17 protein-coding genes and 1 tRNA gene are annotated in these 18,680 nt (G+C 66.9%); 8 read left to right on the top strand and 10 right to left on the bottom strand.

Annotated features, from left to right (window positions below; genetic code table 11):
* Nucleotides 1-16: 16 nt before the first annotated feature.
* From prfA to argS, 8 genes are all read right to left on the bottom strand, one after another.
* Complete coding sequence (prfA, locus tag E3O48_RS08095; protein ID WP_134538029.1) at nt 17-1,096, bottom strand: peptide chain release factor 1; 1,080 nt, start codon at nt 1,094-1,096, stop codon at nt 17-19.
* On the bottom strand, nt 1,096-3,600 hold the full coding sequence (rho, locus tag E3O48_RS08090) for a transcription termination factor Rho (protein WP_134538028.1): 2,505 nt from the start codon (nt 3,598-3,600) through the stop codon (nt 1,096-1,098). Before rho ends, prfA begins: the two co-directional genes overlap by 1 nt.
* Before the next feature lie 314 nt (nt 3,601-3,914).
* Nucleotides 3,915-4,862, bottom strand: a complete 948-nt coding sequence (thrB, locus tag E3O48_RS08085; RefSeq protein ID WP_241982471.1) for a homoserine kinase — start codon at nt 4,860-4,862, stop codon at nt 3,915-3,917.
* A gap of 2 nt (nt 4,863-4,864) precedes the next feature.
* Nucleotides 4,865-5,986: a threonine synthase gene (thrC, locus tag E3O48_RS08080; RefSeq protein ID WP_134538027.1), complete on the bottom strand. Its 1,122-nt coding sequence runs from the start codon at nt 5,984-5,986 to the stop codon at nt 4,865-4,867.
* Nucleotides 5,986-7,323: a homoserine dehydrogenase gene (locus E3O48_RS08075; protein WP_134510787.1), complete on the bottom strand. Its 1,338-nt coding sequence runs from the start codon at nt 7,321-7,323 to the stop codon at nt 5,986-5,988. The genes thrC and E3O48_RS08075 overlap by 1 nt, the downstream gene beginning before the upstream one ends.
* Entirely contained in the window at nt 7,320-8,732 is a 1,413-nt protein-coding gene (lysA, locus tag E3O48_RS08070; protein WP_134538026.1) for a diaminopimelate decarboxylase, read from the bottom strand. Before lysA ends, E3O48_RS08075 begins: the two co-directional genes overlap by 4 nt.
* A 180-nt stretch (nt 8,733-8,912) precedes the next feature.
* Nucleotides 8,913-9,656 carry a DUF2993 domain-containing protein gene (locus tag E3O48_RS08065; RefSeq protein ID WP_166788655.1) on the bottom strand — a complete coding sequence of 248 codons (744 nt, stop codon included), beginning with the start codon at nt 9,654-9,656 and terminating at the stop codon, nt 8,913-8,915.
* Nucleotides 9,657-9,694: 38 nt separating this feature from the next.
* Complete coding sequence (gene argS / locus E3O48_RS08060; RefSeq protein WP_370249594.1) at nt 9,695-11,320, bottom strand: arginine--tRNA ligase; 1,626 nt, start codon at nt 11,318-11,320, stop codon at nt 9,695-9,697.
* Between the two features lie 102 nt (nt 11,321-11,422).
* Between argS and E3O48_RS08055 the strand changes: the two genes are divergently transcribed.
* The 3 genes from E3O48_RS08055 to E3O48_RS08045 all read left to right on the top strand — a co-directional run bounded on the left by E3O48_RS08055 (nt 11,423) and on the right by E3O48_RS08045 (nt 13,026).
* The gene (locus E3O48_RS08055) at nt 11,423-12,052 is read left to right on the top strand and encodes an iron ABC transporter ATP-binding protein (protein ID WP_134538023.1); all 630 of its coding nucleotides are present in this window, start codon (nt 11,423-11,425) and stop codon (nt 12,050-12,052) included.
* Between the two features lie 106 nt (nt 12,053-12,158).
* Nucleotides 12,159-12,230, top strand: a tRNA-Arg gene (locus E3O48_RS08050).
* 379 nt (nt 12,231-12,609) lie between these two features.
* Nucleotides 12,610-13,026, top strand: a complete 417-nt coding sequence (locus tag E3O48_RS08045; protein WP_134538022.1) for a hypothetical protein — start codon at nt 12,610-12,612, stop codon at nt 13,024-13,026.
* A gap of 302 nt (nt 13,027-13,328) precedes the next feature.
* Here the strand turns inward: E3O48_RS08045 and E3O48_RS08040 are convergent, their stop codons facing one another.
* The gene (locus tag E3O48_RS08040; RefSeq protein ID WP_134538021.1) at nt 13,329-13,655 is read right to left on the bottom strand and encodes a hypothetical protein; all 327 of its coding nucleotides are present in this window, start codon (nt 13,653-13,655) and stop codon (nt 13,329-13,331) included.
* A 775-nt stretch (nt 13,656-14,430) separates the two neighbouring features.
* Here E3O48_RS08040 and E3O48_RS18175 point away from each other — a divergent pair.
* From E3O48_RS18175 to E3O48_RS08015, 5 genes are all read left to right on the top strand, one after another.
* Nucleotides 14,431-16,218: an RHS repeat-associated core domain-containing protein gene (locus E3O48_RS18175; RefSeq protein WP_255453745.1), complete on the top strand. Its 1,788-nt coding sequence runs from the start codon at nt 14,431-14,433 to the stop codon at nt 16,216-16,218.
* Complete coding sequence (locus tag E3O48_RS17625; protein ID WP_166788654.1) at nt 16,215-16,589, top strand: DUF2019 domain-containing protein; 375 nt, start codon at nt 16,215-16,217, stop codon at nt 16,587-16,589. Before E3O48_RS18175 ends, E3O48_RS17625 begins: the two co-directional genes overlap by 4 nt.
* Before the next feature lie 109 nt (nt 16,590-16,698).
* Nucleotides 16,699-16,878, top strand: a complete 180-nt coding sequence (locus E3O48_RS08025; protein ID WP_134538018.1) for a hypothetical protein — start codon at nt 16,699-16,701, stop codon at nt 16,876-16,878.
* On the top strand, nt 16,875-17,282 hold the full coding sequence (locus E3O48_RS08020; RefSeq protein ID WP_134538017.1) for a hypothetical protein: 408 nt from the start codon (nt 16,875-16,877) through the stop codon (nt 17,280-17,282). Before E3O48_RS08025 ends, E3O48_RS08020 begins: the two co-directional genes overlap by 4 nt.
* Before the next feature lie 425 nt (nt 17,283-17,707).
* The gene (locus tag E3O48_RS08015) at nt 17,708-18,022 is read left to right on the top strand and encodes a hypothetical protein (protein ID WP_134538016.1); all 315 of its coding nucleotides are present in this window, start codon (nt 17,708-17,710) and stop codon (nt 18,020-18,022) included.
* Nucleotides 18,023-18,288: 266 nt separating this feature from the next.
* Here the strand turns inward: E3O48_RS08015 and E3O48_RS08005 are convergent, their stop codons facing one another.
* Nucleotides 18,289-18,675, bottom strand: coding sequence for a tyrosine-type recombinase/integrase (locus E3O48_RS08005; protein WP_166788653.1), 387 nt, complete (start codon nt 18,673-18,675; stop codon nt 18,289-18,291).
* Nucleotides 18,676-18,680 lie beyond the last annotated feature (5 nt).

The raw sequence follows: 18,680 nt of genomic DNA, 5'->3' as shown, positions 1-18,680 counted from the left end.
CGGTCTGGACGGATGGTTAGTCGTGGTCGCCGATCTCGGCCAGGCGAGTCGCCTCGTCGGCGGTGATGCACGAGTCGATCACGGCGTCGAGGGCGCCGTTCATGACGGTGTCCAGGTTGTACGCCTTGTAGCCGGTGCGGTGGTCCGCGATCCGGTTTTCCGGGAAGTTGTACGTACGGATGCGCTCCGACCGGTCCATGGTGCGGATCTGGCCCTTGCGCACGAGGGACGCCGCCGCGTCGATCTCTTCCTGCTGGCGCGCGAGCACCCGGGCGCGCAGCACTCGCATGCCCGCTTCCTTGTTCTGGAGCTGGCTTTTCTCGTTCTGCATGGCCACGACGATGCCGGTCGGGAGGTGGGTGATCCGCACGGCGGAGTCGGTCGTGTTGACCGACTGCCCGCCGGGCCCGCTGGACCGGTACACGTCGATCTTGAGGTCGTTGGCGTTGATCTCGACCTCTTCGGGCTCGTCCACCTCGGGGAAGACCAGCACGCCGGCCGCCGAGGTGTGGATGCGTCCCTGCGACTCGGTCGCGGGCACCCGCTGGACGCGGTGCACGCCGCCCTCGTACTTCAGGTGCGCCCAGACGCCCTCCGCGGGGTCGCTGGAGGAACCCTTGATCGCGAGCTGGATGTCCTTGATCCCGCCGAGGTCGCTCGTGGTCTGCTCGATGATCTCGGTTTTCCAGCGCTTCGACTCGGCGTAGTGCAGGTACATCCGGAGAAGGTCGGCGGCGAACAATGCGGACTCCGCGCCGCCCTCCCCCATCTTGATCTCCATGATCACGTCGCGCGCGTCGAGCGGGTCGCGCGGGATCAGCAGGCGCCGCAGCTTCTCGGCCGCGGCTTCCAGCTGTTCCGTCAACCCGGGGATCTCCGCGGCGAAGTCGGCGTCTTCAGCGGCAAGCTCGCGAGCGGCCTCGAGGTTGTCGCCGATCTCTTTCCACTCGTTCCAGGCCGCGATGATGCGGCTCAGTTCGGCGTAGCGCCGGTTGACCTTCTTCGAACGGGCCGGGTTGGAGTGCAACTCCGGGTCGGCCAGTTCGGACTGCAGCTCGTCGAATTCGGCCTGCAAAGTCAGAACAGACTCGAACATTACTTGTCCTTGTCTGACCCGTTCAGGGTCGGCATCGACTTCTGGACCTGCATCAGGAACTCGACGTTGGAGGACGTCTCCTTGAGGCGGCCGAGGATGACCTCAAGCGCCTGCTGCTGCTCGAGCCCGGCGAGGGCGCGGCGCAGCTTCCAGGTGATCTTGACCTCGTCCGCGCTCATCAGCATTTCTTCGCGGCGGGTACCGGATGCGTTCACGTCGACCGCGGGGAAGATGCGCTTGTCGGCCAGCTGGCGCGACAGGCGCAGTTCCATGTTGCCGGTGCCCTTGAACTCCTCGAAGATGACCTCGTCCATCTTGGAGCCGGTTTCGACGAGCGCCGACGCGAGGATGGTGAGCGAGCCACCGTTCTCGATGTTGCGGGCGGCACCGAAGAAGCGCTTCGGCGGGTAGAGCGCCGAGGCGTCGACACCACCGGAGAGGATCCGGCCCGACGGCGGCGCGGTCAGGTTGTAGGCGCGGCCGAGGCGGGTGATCGAGTCGAGCAGCACGACCACGTCGTGGCCGAGCTCGACGAGGCGCTTGGCCCGCTCGATGGCCAGTTCGGCGACCGTGGTGTGGTCTTCGGCCGGACGGTCGAAGGTGGAGGCGATGACCTCGCCCTTTACCGTGCGCTGCATATCGGTGACCTCTTCCGGACGCTCGTCGACCAGCACGACCATGAGGTGGACCTCAGGGTTGTTGGTGGCGATGGCGTTCGCGATCTGCTGCATGACGATGGTCTTGCCGGCCTTCGGCGGCGCGACGATCAGGCCGCGCTGGCCCTTGCCGATCGGGGCGACGAGGTCGATGATGCGCTGGGTCAGCTTGCCGGGCTCGGTCTCGAGGCGGAGGCGTTCCTGCGGGTAGAGCGGGGTCAGCTTCTGGAATTCGACCCGGTTGGCGGCTTCCTCGACGGTCAGGCCGTTGATCGAGTCGACCTTGACGATCGCGTTGTACTTCTGGCGGCCGTTCTGGTCGCCCTCGTGCGGCTGGCGGATCGACCCGACGACGGCGTCGCCCTTGCGCAGGTTGTACTTCTTGACCTGGCCGAGCGAGACATACACGTCGCTCGGGCCCGGCAGGTAGCCGGAGGTGCGAACGAAGGCGTAGTTGTCGAGGACATCGAGGATGCCGGCGACCGGGATCAGCACGTCGTCGTCGCCCAGCTCCGGCTCGAAGTCGTCGCCGGCGGTGACGCCGCGGCGCTTGCGGTCACGGAACCGGTTGCGGTTGCTGCGGCTGCCGAGGTCGTCGTCCGGCCCGTTGCGGTCCTGGCCGAGGTTGCGGTCCTGGTTCTGGCGGTCCTGGGCCTGCCGGTCCTGGTTGCGGTCCTGGCCCTGGTTGCGGTCCTGACGGTCCTGACGGTCCTGACCCTGGCTACGGTCCTGACCCTGGTTACGGTCCTGGGCCTGACGGTCCTGACCCTGGTTACGGTCCTGGGCCTGACGGTCCTGGTTACGGTCCTGGGCCTGACGGTCCTGGCCACGGTCGGCCTGGGAATCCTGGTTCTGGTTCTGGTTGCGACCGGCCTGGCGCTGGTTCTGCTGGCGCGAGGTGTCGTCACCGGTCTGGGTGCGGTCGCCGCCGCGGCTGCGGTTGCGGTTGCGGCCCTGGCGCGGCTGTTCGGTCTGTTCGGTCTGGTCGGCCTCGCCCTGCTCGGAGGGCCAGGCCGTCTGCTCGGCCTCGGCGGCCGGGGCTTCGGACGCCGGGGCCGTGGCCGTCACGGCATCCGCGTCGGCCTGGGTGTCGGCGTTGTTGCGGGCGTCGATGCTGCTGCGCGCGTCGATGCTGTTGCGGGCGGCGCCGTTGCGGGAGTTGCCGCGGGCACTGCCACGGCGCGAGCGGCCGGTGCTCGGTTCGACGATTGCGTCGGCCTCGGCGTCGGGGGTGGTGACCGGAGCGGCCGAGACGTCGGACACGTCGGTGTTGGGCAGTTCGGCGGTGGCCTCGGCCGCGGCGGCCTCGAGGGCTGCCGCCGCCTTCACGGTGACCGAGGTGGCGCGCTTGCGAGCCTGGCGGACCGGCTTCTCGACCGGCGCGACGGCTTCTGTGGTCGAACCGTCGGCGGATGCGCCGGCGTAGGTGGCCGGGGCGGTGGTCCTGCGGGTGGTCGTGGCGGCATCCGGAAGGATGATGCCCAGTCCGAGGTCGCCGTCAGCGTTGACGTGGGCAATCGCGGGAGCCGCGGTTGCGGTGGTGGCACGGCGCGGTGCGCGCTTGCGGGGCGCCGTGGCCGGGGCGACGACGGTGTCGGTGTCGGTGTGGGGAGCCTCGATGGTCGGAGCCTCGGGGGTCGCCGCGGCGGTTGGAGCGCTGTCCGCGGTGTCACCCGGGGAGTTGGTCCTGACCTGTTCTGCGGTGATTGCCTCCACGAGTTCCCCCTTGCGAAGTTTGGATGCGCCCGGGATGCCCAGTTCGAGCGCCAGAGCCTGAAGCTCGGCGACACGGAGGGTGGCCAGGTGCGATGAATCCGCAGCGATGGTGCGGAGGTTGACGTCAGTCACGAAAAATTGTCCTTTCCCCTGGCGTGAAAAAGGTGTGCCAGGGAAGCTGTGTGCAGCGTCTCACGCGCTGCGGGTGGTCCAATCCTGAGTTGATGTGGATTGGAGTGAACACACACAGCTACGCACAGATGAGGCGATAGCAGTGAGTTACAGGGAATGCACCGGAGAAGGGATCCGTTCGTTAGACGGTTCCATCGGGTACAGTCCAACCCTAGCAGAACGTCAGGCCGCTGAAGACGCCCCCACCCGGGGCACATCCTCGCGGCCGGCGTTTCCGGGGCCGGGCCGCCTCGAGGGCGGCCCGACTGCCCCGCTCAGGCGTCGGTGCGGGTGACCGTGGCTCCCTTGAAGTCGACGGCGAGCATGAGTGCCTGCCAGGGCGTTTCCGACGCGGCGGCGACGAGCTCGGCGGCGACGAGCCGCTGGCCGGGGTCGCTGGCGAGCACGAGGATCGAGGGCCCGGCGCCGGAGACGACGGCCGCGAAGCCGTGTTCCCGGAGCAGAGTGATCAACCGGTTGGTCTCCGGCATGGCCGCGGCGCGGTAGCTCTGGTGCAGCTTGTCCTCGGTGGCGGCCAGCAGCAGTTCGGGGCTTTGGATCAGCGCGGCGATGAGCAGGGCGGAGCGGGACACGTTGAAGACGGCGTCCTCGTGCGGCACCGACTCCGGCTGCAGGCTGCGGGCGAGCGCGGTCGACATGGCGTGCTCCGGCACGAAGACGAGCGGCTTCACGCCGCGGTGCACCATCAGCTTCTTGTGCCGGGGACCCTCCGGCGTCATCCAGGCGATCGTGAGGCCGCCGAACAGGGCGGGCGCCACGTTGTCCGGGTGCCCCTCCATCTCCGTGGCGAGGGCGAGGAGCGCCTCGGCGTCGATGTCGACGATGCCCTCGAGCAGGCCCTTGGCGGCCATGATGCCGGAGACGATGGCGGCGCCGGAGGAGCCCATGCCGCGGCCGTGCGGGATGACGTTGTGCGCGACGAGCCCCAGGCCGGGAAGCGGCTGGCCGTAGGCGGCAAAGGTGTGGATGATGGCGCGCACGACGAGGTTGGACTCGTCGGTCGGCACCTCTCCTTCGCCCACGCCGTGCACCTCGACCGTGACCCCGGGTCCGTCGCGCACGGCGACGTCGAGGTGGTCGTAGTGGGCGAGGGCGAGGCCGAGAGTGTCGAAGCCGGGGCCGAGGTTGGCCGTCGTCGCGGGGACCTGCACCGTGACGGAACGCCCGGAGAGCACTGAACGGCCGGACACGGCCTCGGCGATGGTCACTTGTGGACCAGCCCCAGCACGCTGGCGATCTCGGCGGTGTCGACGGGCACGATGGTCGGCTTCACGTCGGAGCCGTCCGCGCTGCGGAGGGCCCACTGCGGGTCCTTCAGGCCGTGGCCGGTGACGGTGAGCACAACGGTCGCGCCGGCGGGGATGAGCCCGGCTTCGGCGCGCTCGAGCAGGCCGGCGACGCTGATCGCGGAGGCCGGCTCGACGAAGATGCCCACCTCGGCGGAGAGGATGCGGTAGGCCTCGAGGATCTTCTCGTCGGTGATGGCACCGAAGTAGCCGTTCGTGAGCTTCTGCGCCGCGAGGGCGAGGTCCCAGGAGGCCGGGTTGCCGATCCGGATCGCGCTGGCGATGGTCTCGGGGTGGTCGACCCGGTGGCCGAGCACGATCGGCGCACTGCCGGCGGCCTGGAAGCCGAACATCCGCGGCATCCGCGTGGTGGCGCCGCGCTCGAGTTCTTCCGTGTAGCCGCGGGTGTACGCGGTGTAGTTGCCGGCGTTGCCGACCGGGACGATGTGGATGTCGGGGGCGTCACCGAGCACCTCGACGACCTCGAACGCCGCCGTCTTCTGGCCCTCGATGCGGTCGGGGTTGACCGAGTTCACCAGGTGCACCGGGTAGTTCGACGACAGGTCACGGGCGATGTCGAGGCAGTCGTCAAAGTTGCCCTGCACCTGCAGCAGCTGCGCGTTGTGCGCGATGGCCTGGCTGAGCTTGCCCATGGCGATCTTGCCTTCCGGCACGAGCACGACGGCCTGGATGCCGGCGTGCGTCGCGTAGGCGGCAGCCGAGGCGGAGGTGTTGCCGGTGGACGCGCAGATGACGGCCTTGGCGCCGTCCTCCATGGCCTTCGAGATGGCCATGGTCATGCCGCGGTCCTTGAAGGAGCCGGTCGGGTTCATGCCTTCGTACTTCACCCAGACCTGCGCGCCGGTGCGGGCGGACAGTGCGGGGGCGGGAATGAGCGGGGTGCCACCCTCGCCGAGCGTGATGATGGGCGTGGCTTCCGTGATGTTCAGGCGGTCCGCGTATTCACGCAGTACTCCGCGCCACTGCCGGGACTGCGTCTTCACGGCCGGCTGCGTCAGGGACTCTCGTTCGCTGGACATCAGACTCCTTCAACTCTCAAAACGGATGCGACATTGGTGACGAATTTGTTCTCGGCGAGATCTCTCACGGTGGCGGCGAGTGCCGCTTCCGTCGCCTCGTGCGTTCCGATGACAAGGGTAGCGGTGGACGACACGGGCGCGTGACTGGCCGTGCCCGGCTGGGCAGGCGTCATCGACTGCTCGACCAGGGCGAGCGAGACGCCGTGGTCGCTGAACACCCCGGCGAGCGTGGCGAGCACGCCGGGCTCGTCGGTGACCTCGAGGGTGACCGCATACCGGGTGGTGATGCTGTCGATCGGGAACACGGGCAGGTCGGCGTGACTGGACGCGGCGACCCCCGGCCCGCCGGCGATGTGGCGCCTGGCCAGCGAGACGAGGTCGCCGAGCACCGCGGAGGCCGTCTCCACTCCCCCGGCACCTGCCCCGTAGAACATCAGGCTTCCCGCCGCCTCCGCCTCGACGAAGACCGCGTTGTTGGCTCCGTGCACCGCGGCGAGCGGGTGGCTGCGGTGCACCATCGCCGGGTAGACCCGGGCGGAGACGCCTTCCTTGCCGGTCGCGGCGTCGACGAGCCGCTCGCAGATCGCGAGCAGTTTCACGACGTAGCCGGCCTTGCGGGCGGATTCGATCTGCGCGGGAGTGACCGCGGTGATCCCCTCGCGGTACACGGAGTCGAGCGGGACGTTGGTGTGGAACGCCAGACTGGCCAGGATCGCGGCCTTCTGCGCGGCGTCGTAGCCGCCGATGTCGGCGGTCGGGTCGGCCTCGGCGTAGCCGAGGTCGGTGGCGAGCCGGAGTGCTTCCTCCAGGGTGTCGCCCTCGGTGTCCATCCGGTCGAGGATGAAGTTGGTGGTGCCGTTCACGATGCCGAGGATGCGCTTGACCTGGTCGCCGCCGAGGCTGTCCCGGAGCGGGCGCACGATCGGGATGGCGCCGGCGACGGCGGCCTCATAGTTCAGCTGGGCGCCGACCTGGTCGGCGGCCGCGAACAGTTCGGGGCCGTGCGTGGCCAGCAGCGCCTTGTTGGCGGTGACGACATCCGCGCCGGAGTTGATCGCCATCAGGATGTAGCTGCGCGCCGGCTCGAGGCCGCCCATCAGTTCGATCACGACGTCGGCGCCGAGGATCAGCGATTCGGCGTCGGTGGTGAACAGTTCCCGCGGCAGGTCGACGGTGCGCTCCGCGTCGAGGTCGCGCACGAGGATGCCGACCAGTTCGAGGCTCGCGCCCACCCGGTTGGCGAGTTCCTCCTTCTGTTCGAGCAGGAGGCGGGCCACCTGGGCGCCGACGGAGCCGCCGCCCAGCAGTGCGACGCGCAGATTGCGGTATTCGATCATCGGACGGATTCCTTCGGTTGATCGGTGGTCGAGACCCCGGCATCGCGCGCCAGCAGGTCGGCGATGGTCTCGCCGCGCACCAGCAGCCGCGCCTGGCCGTCACGCACGGCGACCACTGCCGGGCGGCCGACGAAGTTGTAGTTGCTGGCCAGGGACCAGCAGTAGGCGCCGGTCGCGGCCACGGCGACGAGGTCGCCCGGTGCGACGTCGCCGGGGAGGTAGTCGGCGTCGACAACGATGTCGCCGCTCTCGCAGTGCTTGCCGGCGATGCGCACGAGCACGGGTTCCGCGGCGGAGACCCGGCCGGCCAGTCGCACGGAGTAGTCGGCGCCGTAGAGGGCGAAGCGGGCGTTGTCGCTCATCCCGCCGTCGACGCTGACGTAGAGGCGAGGGTTGCCCGCCACGTCCACCGCCTTGGTGGTGCCCACCTCGTAGAGGGTGATCCCGGCGGGACCGGCGATGTAGCGGCCGGGCTCGAACGCGATCACCGGCACGGGGATGCCGCGCTCGGCGCACTCCGCCGCCACGATGTCGGCCAGGCGGGCAGCGAGTTCGGCGACCGGGGTGGGCCGGTCGGCGGAGGTGTAGGCGATCCCGAAGCCGCCGCCGAGGTTGAGTTCGGGGACCGGGCCGTCGGCGAGCAGGGCGGCGTGCACGGCCAGCAGGCGGGACGCGGACTCGGCGAAACCGTCGGCGCCGAAGATCTGCGAGCCGATGTGGCAGTGCAGACCGACGAAGCGCAGGCTCGCCTCCGCGCGGATGCGGGCGACCAGCGCGGGGGCGTCCTCGAGCACGACGCCGAATTTCTGGTCCTCGTGGGAGGTGGCGAGGAACTCATGGGTGTGAGCGTGCACACCACTGTTGACCCGGAGTCGCACGGCCTGAACGACGCCGTGCCGGGCGGCGGCTTCGGCGACCCGGCCGATCTCGAGCGGCGAGTCGATCACGATGGTGCCGACGCCGAGCCGGCAGGCGTCGTCGATCTCGGCGAGGGACTTGTTGTTGCCGTGGAAGCCGAGCCTATGCGGCGGGGTGCCGGCCGCGAGGGCCACGGCGAGTTCGCCGCCGCTGCAGATGTCGATGTTCAGCCCCTCGCTCACCATCCAGCGGGCGAACTCGGTGGAGAGGAACGCCTTGCCCGCGTAGTAGATGCGCACGCTTGTGCCGATGCGGGCGAACTCAGCCTCGAAGGCGGTGCGGAGCTCGGCCGCGCGGGTGCGGGCCTCCGTTTCGTCGACGACGTAGAGCGGAGTGCCGAACCGTGCGGCCAGGGACCCGGCGCTGCAGCCGCCGATGGCGAGTTCTCCGGTGTCGTCGCGGATGGCCGAGGCGGGCCAGAGGCCGGCGGCGAGCGCATTGGCGTCGTCGGGCAGGGCGAGCCAGTCGGGGGCGAGCGGGTTGGTGGCCACGGGTGAAAACCTCACGGGAAAGTCGAGTGGGTGTCTCACTGAGTGGCGAGCGAACCCGGGTTGGTCCCTGAAGCCAGTGAAGATGCCGCCGCACGGAGGGCGGGGACCTGCGGCAATTCTAGCGACCGCGGCTGGATGCGCCGAATCGGTGTTACGCCGCGATTCACCGCTGCGAGCGGCTCAGCCGGCGCTGCAGGTGCCGAGCGTGGTAAGCGACTTGCGGGTGAGCAGCAGGCTGCTGGACTCGAGCGTGATCCGCGCCCGCTCAGGCGTGACGTTCACCCGGGCCAGGCTGACACCTTCCGGCAGGTACTTCGCCACGCAAACCCTGACCGGCTGCTGGCCGACGATCAGCGGCAGGAGCTCGCCCGCGTCGACGCTTCCGGAGCCGGTGGTGACCTTCGCGCTTGTCGGCGTGAAGAGCAGCGAGTCGGCGACGGCGGTCGGGGTGGCGGTGGCCTCGTAGCCGACGGGGAACCCGAGCACGGAAAGGCTGCCGGTGTAACGCACCTCCCCGTCACCCAGCATGAGTTTGGCGTCGGGCGCATCCGCGGCCAGCGAGCTGCGCAGCAGGGTGTTCAGCGAAGCCTGGTCCAGGTCGACGACGCCGCGAACGTCGCCGACGGGCTTGCCCTGGTCGACCGGCACCTGCGTGGCCACGACCCGAACGGATGCCGCCACGCCGTCGACGGAGAGGGTCGGCGCGGTCAGTGCGACCCGGTCGAAACTGCCGGAGAGGTACTGGGCGATCACAGAGATGCCGCCGATGGAGACGCTGACGTCACCGGTGACGGTGTCGGGGAGGTTGTCGGCGATCTCCTGCTTGACCCGCCCCTCGGCGTAGCTGCGGGCTCCCGCGTCGACGATGAAGAACGCGGCGATCAGCCCCAGCACCGTGAGGCTGCCGATGACGATCACGCTCATCCCGCGGCGACGGCGCGTTCGTGCCGCCCGGTCCGCCATCACATGCGCTCCGGGGCGGAGACGCCGAGCAGGCCGAGGCCGTTGCGGATGACCTGGCCGGTGGCGTCGTTCAGCCACAGCCGGGTGCGGTGCAGGTCGGTCACCGGTTCGTCGCCGAGCGGGATGACCCGGCAGTTGTCGTACCAGCGGTGGTAGTAGCCGGCGACCTCTTCGATGTAGCGGGCGATCCGGTGGGGCTCCCGCAGCTCGGCGGCCTGGGCGACGACCCGCGGGTACTCCTGGAGCACGCCGAGCAGGGCCGACTCGCTGTCATGCGTGAGCAGCTCCGGTGAGAATGCCGAGCGGTCGACGCCGGCGGCCACCGCGTTGCGGGCGACGGACCGGGTGCGGGCATGCGCGTACTGCACGTAGAAGACGGGGTTCTCGTTGGTGCGCTTGCCGAGCAGGTCGAGGTCGATGTCCAGCTGCGAGTCGCTCGAGGAGCGCACGAGGGAGTATCGGCCTGCGTCCACGCCGACGGCGTCGACGAGGTCGTCGAGGGTCACGATGGTGCCGGCGCGCTTGCTCATCCGCACCGGTTCGCCGCCCTTGAGCAGGTTGACCATCTGCCCGATCAGGATTTGCAGGTTGACGCCGGGCACGTCGCCGAACGCCTCGACCATGGCCATCATCCGGCCGACATAGCCGTGGTGGTCGGCGCCGAGCATGATCAGGTTCTGGTCGAAGCCGCGTTCACGCTTGTCGAGGTAATAGCCGAGGTCGCCGGAGATGTAGGCGGGTTCGCCGTTGGAGCGGATGATGACCCGGTCGCGGTCGTCGCCGAAAGTGGTCGTGCGCAGCCAGATGGCGCCGTCGGATTCGAAGATGTGGCCTTGCTCGCGGAGGCGGGCGATGGCGCGATTGACGGCACCGGACTCATGCAGGGAATCCTCGTGGAAGTACACGTCAAAGTCCACGCCGAAGCCGTGCAGCTTCTCCTTGATCTCGGTGAACATGAGGTCAACACCGATTCTCCGGAACACCTCCTGCTGCTCCTCCCTGGGCAGCACCGCGATGTCACCGTCGAATTCATCCACCACCTGGCCGGCGATGTCGCCGATGTAGGCGCCGCCGTAGCCGTCCTCAGGGGTGGACTCGCCGAGGTAGGCGGCGAGCACGCTGCGGGCGAACCGGTCGATCTGCGATCCGTGGTCATTGAAGTAGTACTCGCGCGTGACATCCGCACCCTGTGCCTTGAGCACCCGGGCCAGGCTGTCGCCGACGGCCGCCCAGCGCACCCCGCCCATGTGGATCGGGCCGGTGGGGTTGGCGGAGACGAACTCGAGGTTGATCTTGATGCCGTCGTAGAGGTGGCCGGTGCCGTAGACCGGTCCGGCGTCGACGATGGTCTTGGCGAGCGCGCCGGCGGCGGCGGCCTCGAGGCGGATGTTGATGAAGCCGGGGCCGGCGATCTCGACGGAGGCGACGTCGGGGAGGGCCTCGAGGCTCTCGGCGAGTTGCGCGGCGATCTCCCGGGGCGTGGAGCCGAGCGGTTTGGCGATCTTCATCGCAATGCTGGAGGACCAGTCGCCGTGGTCGCGATTGCGCGGACGCTCGAGGGTGACGTCGGCGGGGGCCAGATCGAGGGTGGTTTCGCTTCCCGACCGGCGTCGACGCTCGCCCAACTGCTGGATCAGGGCGAACAGGGATTCGGAAAGCTCGGCGGGGGTCACGAAAACCAAGCTTACCGGCCCGGTTATCGACCCCCTGCTTGGTAAGGTCAACCCGTGACTGACACCTTCTCGCCCTCTCTTCTCCGCAGCCGGCGCCTGCGCACCGGCCTTGTCCTCGCGACCGGCACCCTCGCCCTCGCGGCGTTGACCGGATGCTCCCCCGCGGCGACACCGTCGGCCTCGGGCAGCAGCACAGCGAGCGCTTCGGCGAGCGCGGCCCCCAGCGCCACGGCGACTCCGACACCGACGCCCACCCCGGCCGGCGCCTCGGTGCCGCTGACCTGCGATGAGTTGCTCACCCCGGACGACGTCTACGCGTTCAACCCGAACTACGGCACCGCGCCAGACTTCACGGCGACGTCGGCAACAGCCAAGACCACGCTCTCGTACCAGGGCCTCGCCTGCGGGCTGCTCAACCAGACCAGCGGCGAGATCATCGAGATCTCAGTGGCCCTGCCCAACCCGGTGCTGATGACGTCACTGACCGACAAGGCCATCGCCTCCAGCAACCCCGTCCCCACCTACGGCGCCGCGCCGGTGTCTGGTTTCTTCACCACGAAGGGCGGGATCGGCGAAGCGCAGGTCTTCACTGCCAAGTACTGGGTCACTTTCAGCTCCCCCGTCTTCGGCGAGCCGGGCGACGCCGAGCAACTCATGTCGGCCGCACTCTCGCACCTCCAGTAGCCGGAAAGTCACCGTCGTCGCTCGTTTTTCGCGACGTGCGACCGGCGGTTCGCGGTCGAGGCGAACCACCAGGCCTCAGGATGCTGATAACCTAGTGTCTTCCCTGGCCCCCATAGCTCAGGGGATAGAGCACTGCCCTCCGGAGGCAGGGGCGGCAGTTCGAATCTGCCTGGGGGCACACCTGTCGCGTGACAGTCCAGATCGGACTTTTGCCACCTAGTTCGGACAAAGCGGCCGCCAAGCCCGCTGAGAGCCATGCCACTGTCTTGCGCGGCCGTAACACGAATGCGGGCCTCAGCCTGTCGCAGTTGACGCACCTGAGCGCGACTTCTCTCCGGACAGGTCAAACGCGACTATTCTGCATGGGTAGGCGATGCTGGTCTAGTCTCCGCGGGACCGTTCCCGTTGGAGGTCCGGCCTACGGGCTAGCCCGCGTTGCGAGAGATAGTCTGGCGCTGGAGGAGGGGGACGGTGAATGTGATGAACAACTCAGATTTGCTCCCACGGTTGACAACCGAGCAATGGGCACGTCCTCTTCAGCCTCTCGGGAGACTTCCATGAGCGACGCTGAGACACCGGCCCTATCACTCGGCGTTGTGGTCGGTGGGACAGGTCGGGACGCGCGAAAGTGGGGCGACGCAGTGATGCAATTGGCGCGTCGCGTGAAATCGGAGCGGGCTGGCGTTGACTCGCCCCTTCGCGTCAACGTCGTCTATCAAGTTCCTGGCGAGGTTGTCCAAGTCAAGTTTTCAGGAGTGAGGACGGGACGGTACTCAGCCACCGAACGGCTGTTGCTCATCCAGGCAGCTCTACCCGTAGGGGCGGTGCCACCCAACGCGGAGGACATTCTGCTCCAATTGCTTGATGCCGCGATCGGGGAAGCTGACCTCTTCGCTCAGAAGAAGGGGCTGACCGACAACCCCCTTGAGGAGATTCGTGCCTTGGCCAGCCCTTTGAAGACACCTGAGGCATGAGCGTTGCGATGCGATGCGATGCGAAGCACAGCACGAATCAAGTCCGGGAAAATCCAATGACGCCCTCCGGATGTTAGGAAACGGCCACCTGGATCATGTTGAGGCTCTGAACGCCCGTTTCGTTCAGGCTCAGCCTGATGTTTTCGACCTGATGCGGCCCTCGACGATCTGACTGCAGGCGCTTCGCGTTCAATTGATCCGTCCGAAGCCTCGGCATTGGAACTTCGCCGCTCGATCCGGATCGAGAAACTGGTGCGTCAGGCAGGATTCCCGCTCCCGGAGGCCTACGTTGCTGAGCTCAACTAGGGGGAGGGGACCGGCTCTGCGATGGTTCTTGGCGTCGTGAGCCCACGCAGACGCTTCACTTCTTTGGGATCAAGATCAAGGAGATCGGCGACGCGGCCGGCGTTCTCACCGAGATCGAAAAGGCTTTGAACGGTGTGCCTAATCGTGTTCTCGACGAGGGCCAACTGGGCGATCAAGGTATCCCGTTCGTCACCGGCTGTGAAGAACTCTGCGAGGGTCGCTTCGATCTTGCTGTCGCGCTCCTGCCGTACCTGATCAACCCGGGTGCGAGCGAGCCGTTCCCGCTCGCGGGCATCCAGCTTCTTGCTGGTCTGTCTTGCCATCTTTAATTTCCCCCGTAAGTCGAAATTCAACTCGTACCGAATGACCATGGCACCACCAATTAATCACAGAACCAGCCAACCCCATCACCGACGTCGACGCGAGAATCGGCGACCGTTCAAGCACGGTGACGATCTCCACGAAGCTCAGGTCCGGCAAGCCCGCGTCCTGGCGGGTCTCGCGGCCATGGCCAACGACCAGAACCCGCGCACTTAGAAGCCAGACGATTTCACGCAAGGCGGTACGGACGAACGTCTACGGCGCAAAGCTCACCTACGACGCAGATGGGCGTGTCGCGACCGTCTGCGACTCGATTGCGTCCAGCTGTTCGAGTAGCCCCAAGCTCACCACCTACGGATACGACAACGCCGGGCGTCTGAGCTCCGCTGTCGTCACACAGAGCGGATCGACACTGTCATCGTCGGCGTACGGATGGGACGCCGACGGTAACCGGACCAGTTCCACGACCAGTCCTGCAGCGGCGATCACGGCCGGCTACGACCTCGCCGACCGGCTCACGGCCACCTCCGATGGCTCGGCATACGGATACGACGTCGACGGACAGCAAATCGCACGCGGCTCCGGAACCAGCTACAGCTACAACACCTTCGGCGAACTGACTGGTGCGGTCACGCCAGGCGGCACGGTGGGCTACGGCCGTGACGCCCTGGCCGTGTCGCCACCCGCACCGCAGGAACCACCGCCGAATCGTTCTCCTACGACGGCCAAACAAGCAACCTCGCGAACTGGCAGCGCAATGGCGGCACCCCAACGGCAATCGTTCGCACCCCGGACGGGACGCCCCTCGCCGAGGCTACCGGCACCGCCTTCGCACAACAGGTCGTCCAAAACTTCCACGGCGACCTCGTCGGCCTCAACGACGACAACAGCAGCAGCAGCAGCAGTGCCAATGTCCGCTACCGCGCCGGCTACGACCCGTTCGGCACGGTCACCTCCACAACCGGCACCCAGTCGCTTCCACTGGGGTACCAGTCCATGTACACCGACCAGACCACCGGCATGGTCGACATGGGCGCCCGACACTACGACCCCACGAGCGGACGATTCACCGCCCGCGACACCATCGTCGGTTCACTCTCCGCCCTGATCAGTCTCAACCGTTACCTCTATGCCAATGGCAACCCGATCAGCAACACCGACCCCACCGGCCATTGGCCTGACTGGGTCGACAGCCTCGGCAGAGCCGCCAGCGGAGCATGGGACTCCGCCGCCGCCACCGTCGCCGACGGCCTCGGCACCATCGGCAAGGCCATCTCCCACGCCACAAGCGCCGTCACCGCTGCCGCCTCAACGGCCTGGTCCGACGCCAAGGCGGGTGCATCCGCAGCCTCCGGCCATGTCGGCGACTTCTGGAACGAATACGGTGGCCAGGTCACCGCCACGGTCGCCAGCGTCGGCACGGGCGTGGGTGTCTTCGCTGGATGCGCGGCACTGACGGCGGGTGTGGGAAGTGTGCTCTGTGCCGGCGTGGCCGGCGCCGCGGCGGGTGCCGTATACAGCGGCATGACCTGCCCTACCGGCTCTGACACCGCCCGGTGCGTGGCAATCGGCGCTGTCACCGGCGCAGCCGCGGGACTCACCGGCGGTGCCATGATGTCCGCCGGACTGGGAATGACCCTCGCCGGCGCCGGGAGCAGCTTCGTCGGCGACGGCCTGAACCAACTCATGACCGTCGGCACAATCGACCCCGGCCGCCTCGCTTCCGCCACCGTCACCGGAGGCCTCGTCAGCGGCGTCTTCGGCGCCGCATTCCGCGGTCGCACCGGGCACCCCGCCGCCTGCCACAGCTTCGACCCCGCCACCCACGTGCTCATGGCCGACGGCACCACCAAACCCATCAAAGACGTCAAACTCGGGGACGAAGTCACCGCCACCGACCCCGAAACCGGGGAGACCACCTCGGAGACGATCACTCAGCTCCACGTCAACCAAGACACCGACCTCACAGACATCACCGTCCAGGACGAGACAACCGACACCCGCGCCGTCCTCCACACCACCGGCCAACACCAGTTCTGGAACGCCGACAACAGCGAATGGGTCGCCGCGGCCGAACTGCGCCCCGGCACGCACCTGCTCGACGCTGACGGGACACGGACCCAAACGGTCATCGCGGTGAACAGCACGACCGGGTCTCAAGAAATGCGCGACCTCACCGTCGACAACGTGCACACCTATTACGTTCTCGCCGGCGCCGACCCGGTCCTCGTGCACAACTGCGATCTCCCCGGCTACTCCACTTTCGACCGAGCCAAGACCGCCCTCGGCTCACCCGGCCCGGGCAACGTGTTCGACCACGTCGTCGAACAGTCCCAGATCAAACCCGGCCGGAGCGGATTCGCCCCCGAGGAGATCAACCATCCGTCCAACATGAACCCGGTCAGCGCCCGCACCAACCAGATCAAGGCCAACTTCTACTCAAGCAAACAGGATTTCAGCGAGGGGATGAGGGTCCGCGACTGGCTCAACGGACAGAGTTTCATCAAACAGTACAATTTCGGAATGAACATTCTGGCAAGAATCCAGTCCGGGAGAATCAAGTGAACCATTCAGGCGCGCCCGACCACATTGACGACGTGGCGCGCTTCGAACAACTCGCCCTCGGCTGGGACGACGCGCAAAGCAACGCAAAACGTGCAAACCGTTTCTTTGACCAACTCTGGGCCCTCGGCCTCTCCATGCGGGAGACGGAGGAAGGACGCCGGGGCATCGAATCACTCCTTACTCACCCGAACTTTGGCGTTCGACTATCTGCTGCCGCGAAATGCCTTGCGTGGGCACCCGAGAAAGCCATCCCCGTCCTAGAAGAACTTCGCGATTCTCCGGATTCTCCGGGACTCCACGGGCTCAGCGCTGAATACACGCTCATCGAGTATCGGGAAGGAAAGCTGTTTCGTGGGTGGACCCCGACCTGATTCTGTTGTATTCGGAGGGTATCCTGCATCGGACGCGTGCCCGAGGTTGAATCGCCCCGGCGTTTTCGGTCCACTACGTGTGTTACGGAGAACCGTAGAGCAGCACCCGGTGAAGGACATCGCCGGTAGCGTCGATTACGTCACGGCAGCGCTGCGGGCCGGCGGCGCGGACCCGATAAGCGGATCGCGCTCGAACATGCTCAACCTCAAACGATTCATCGTCGAGCGTGACCCAGGTCCAATGAATCTCGAGCGATGGGCCGGGGACTTCGCTGGAGACGTTCCATGAGCCACGCGGAGACACCAGCCCTGTCATTCGGCGATTTGGTAGGTGGGACAGGTCAGGATGCGCGGAAGTGGGGCGACGCAGTGATGCAATTGGCGCGTCGCGTGAAATCGGAGCGGGCTGGCGTTGACTCGCCCCTTCGCGTCAACGTCGTCTATCAAGTTCCTGGCGAGGTTGTCCAAGTCAAGTTTTCAGGAGTGAGGACGGGACGGTACTCAGCCACCGAACGGCTGTTGCTCATCCAGGCAGCTCGTCCTGTAGGTGCGGTGCCACCCAACGCGGAGGACATTCTGCTCGACTTACTTGATGCCGCGATCGGGCAAGCTAACCTCTTCGCTCAGAAGAAGGGGCTGACCGACAACCCCCTTGAGGAGATTCGCGCCGTGGCCAGCCGTTTGAAGTCATGAGCCGGGGAGGACTGCACTGCACCGCAAAGTGCGGCCAAGACATGACCGGCTGACAGTGTCGCATGGGGTTCCTCAAATGACCAGCCCTTGGAGTAACGACACCCCAAGAGACATTCCGCCGGATCCAACTCGGCCGTTACGCGTGTCCGAAGTAGGTTGGCAGAAGCGCGCTGGTCCTTCACCTCAGCTTCCGCGGGATTCCGTGTGTCCGATGTTGGCAACTTGTCCGAACTGGCCTGTCACGCGACAACACCAATAAATTCCTGATCAGAAGCTAGTTCTTCTCAGGAGATTTCAGCCCGAAATCGCCCGTGGCAACATTTTGGCAACACTTTTCTGAGCCATGAGCTGATCGAGTGCCGTCAAAACGGCGTCCAAGTGCCTTCGACAAAAAGGCAAGCACGCGTTGAGCAACAACGTAGCTGATGAGTGCGCGAGCATTTCGGAACGTTGACCTGCACCCCGACATCGATGGCCAGGCCATCAAGGGTCTGAATGGATTCGAAGTGCGCCATCGCCAGATCGTCTTTTCTAGCCACAACGCAAATATCCCAGTACTTGGCGACGCGGATCAGATCGTCGCCCTTGCTGCGGAGGACACCCCAAATGGAGTTGTGGGCTACAGCATTCAGGACGGTCTCGGATCAATTGACCACGCTCCAGTCCGACAGATGGTCGAGGAGATTCTAGAAGGAGGCCGCGACGCGTTCAACACTCGCCGCTACCTGTATGGATTCTGATGCCAAGAGCGTCATTGCTGCCGCAGTTGTCACCAGCGTCCACCTCAAGTCGGGATGGCGCCCGATCTAGAGAGCTCTACGTTGACGGAGCGACCCGCGTGCGTGCTCACTGGCTGACGTCGGCCTGCTCTTCTCGGCGCTTGCCTTCTGAACGATGAGCTGATCGAGCGCCGCTGAAACGGCATCCAGGTCGCTGTCGAATAGGTCCGAGTACACGTCGAGGGTCACCGCAGCGGATGCATGTCCGAGCATCCTCTGCACCGCCTTTACGTTTGCCCCAGCGCTGATCGCCAGGCTCGCTGCTGTGTGCTTAGTTCGTGGGGCGTCAATCTGGTGATGCCAACCTGCTCCGCGGCGGCGTCGAGCCAGCCACGGCGGAACACCCTCCCGCGCAGCCATCCGCCGCGGGCGGCCGCGAAGACCGGCTCGCCGCCCTGCCGACCGTCCACGAGCACGCGAAGGTCGGCAAGGATCGACGCGGGCACCGGGATCGACCGGGCCTCATAGTCCTTGGGTTGGCCTTCGCTCTGCAATCCGTCGATCTCGACTACGGTGTGCTGAACCTCAAGCCGGCCGCGCACGAAGTCGATGTCCTGCACCCGCAACCCGGAGGCCTCGCCCCAGCGCAGCCCGCAGTAGGCGAGCACCTTCACGAGCA

It is taken from the genome of Cryobacterium sp. HLT2-28 (assembly GCF_004402495.1).
Lineage (GTDB): Bacteria > Actinomycetota > Actinomycetes > Actinomycetales > Microbacteriaceae > Cryobacterium > Cryobacterium mannosilyticum.
The sequence above is the reverse complement of the archived record's forward strand: the minus strand, read 5'-3'. Positions and strand labels throughout refer to the sequence as shown.

Coding starts and splice junctions, on each gene's coding strand:
- E3O48_RS08075 (WP_134510787.1), bottom strand. CDS start 7,323: ATGATCGAATACCGCAATCTGCGCGTCGCACTGCTGGGCGGCGGCTCC.
- thrC (WP_134538027.1), bottom strand. CDS start 5,986: ATGTCCAGCGAACGAGAGTCCCTGACGCAGCCGGCCGTGAAGACGCAG.
- E3O48_RS08015 (WP_134538016.1), top strand. CDS start 17,708: ATGAGTGCGCGAGCATTTCGGAACGTTGACCTGCACCCCGACATCGAT.
- E3O48_RS08045 (WP_134538022.1), top strand. CDS start 12,610: ATGAGCGACGCTGAGACACCGGCCCTATCACTCGGCGTTGTGGTCGGT.
- E3O48_RS08020 (WP_134538017.1), top strand. CDS start 16,875: ATGAGCCACGCGGAGACACCAGCCCTGTCATTCGGCGATTTGGTAGGT.
- prfA (WP_134538029.1), bottom strand. CDS start 1,096: ATGTTCGAGTCTGTTCTGACTTTGCAGGCCGAATTCGACGAGCTGCAG.
- E3O48_RS08040 (WP_134538021.1), bottom strand. CDS start 13,655: ATGGCAAGACAGACCAGCAAGAAGCTGGATGCCCGCGAGCGGGAACGG.
- E3O48_RS08065 (WP_166788655.1), bottom strand. CDS start 9,656: ATGAGCGTGATCGTCATCGGCAGCCTCACGGTGCTGGGGCTGATCGCC.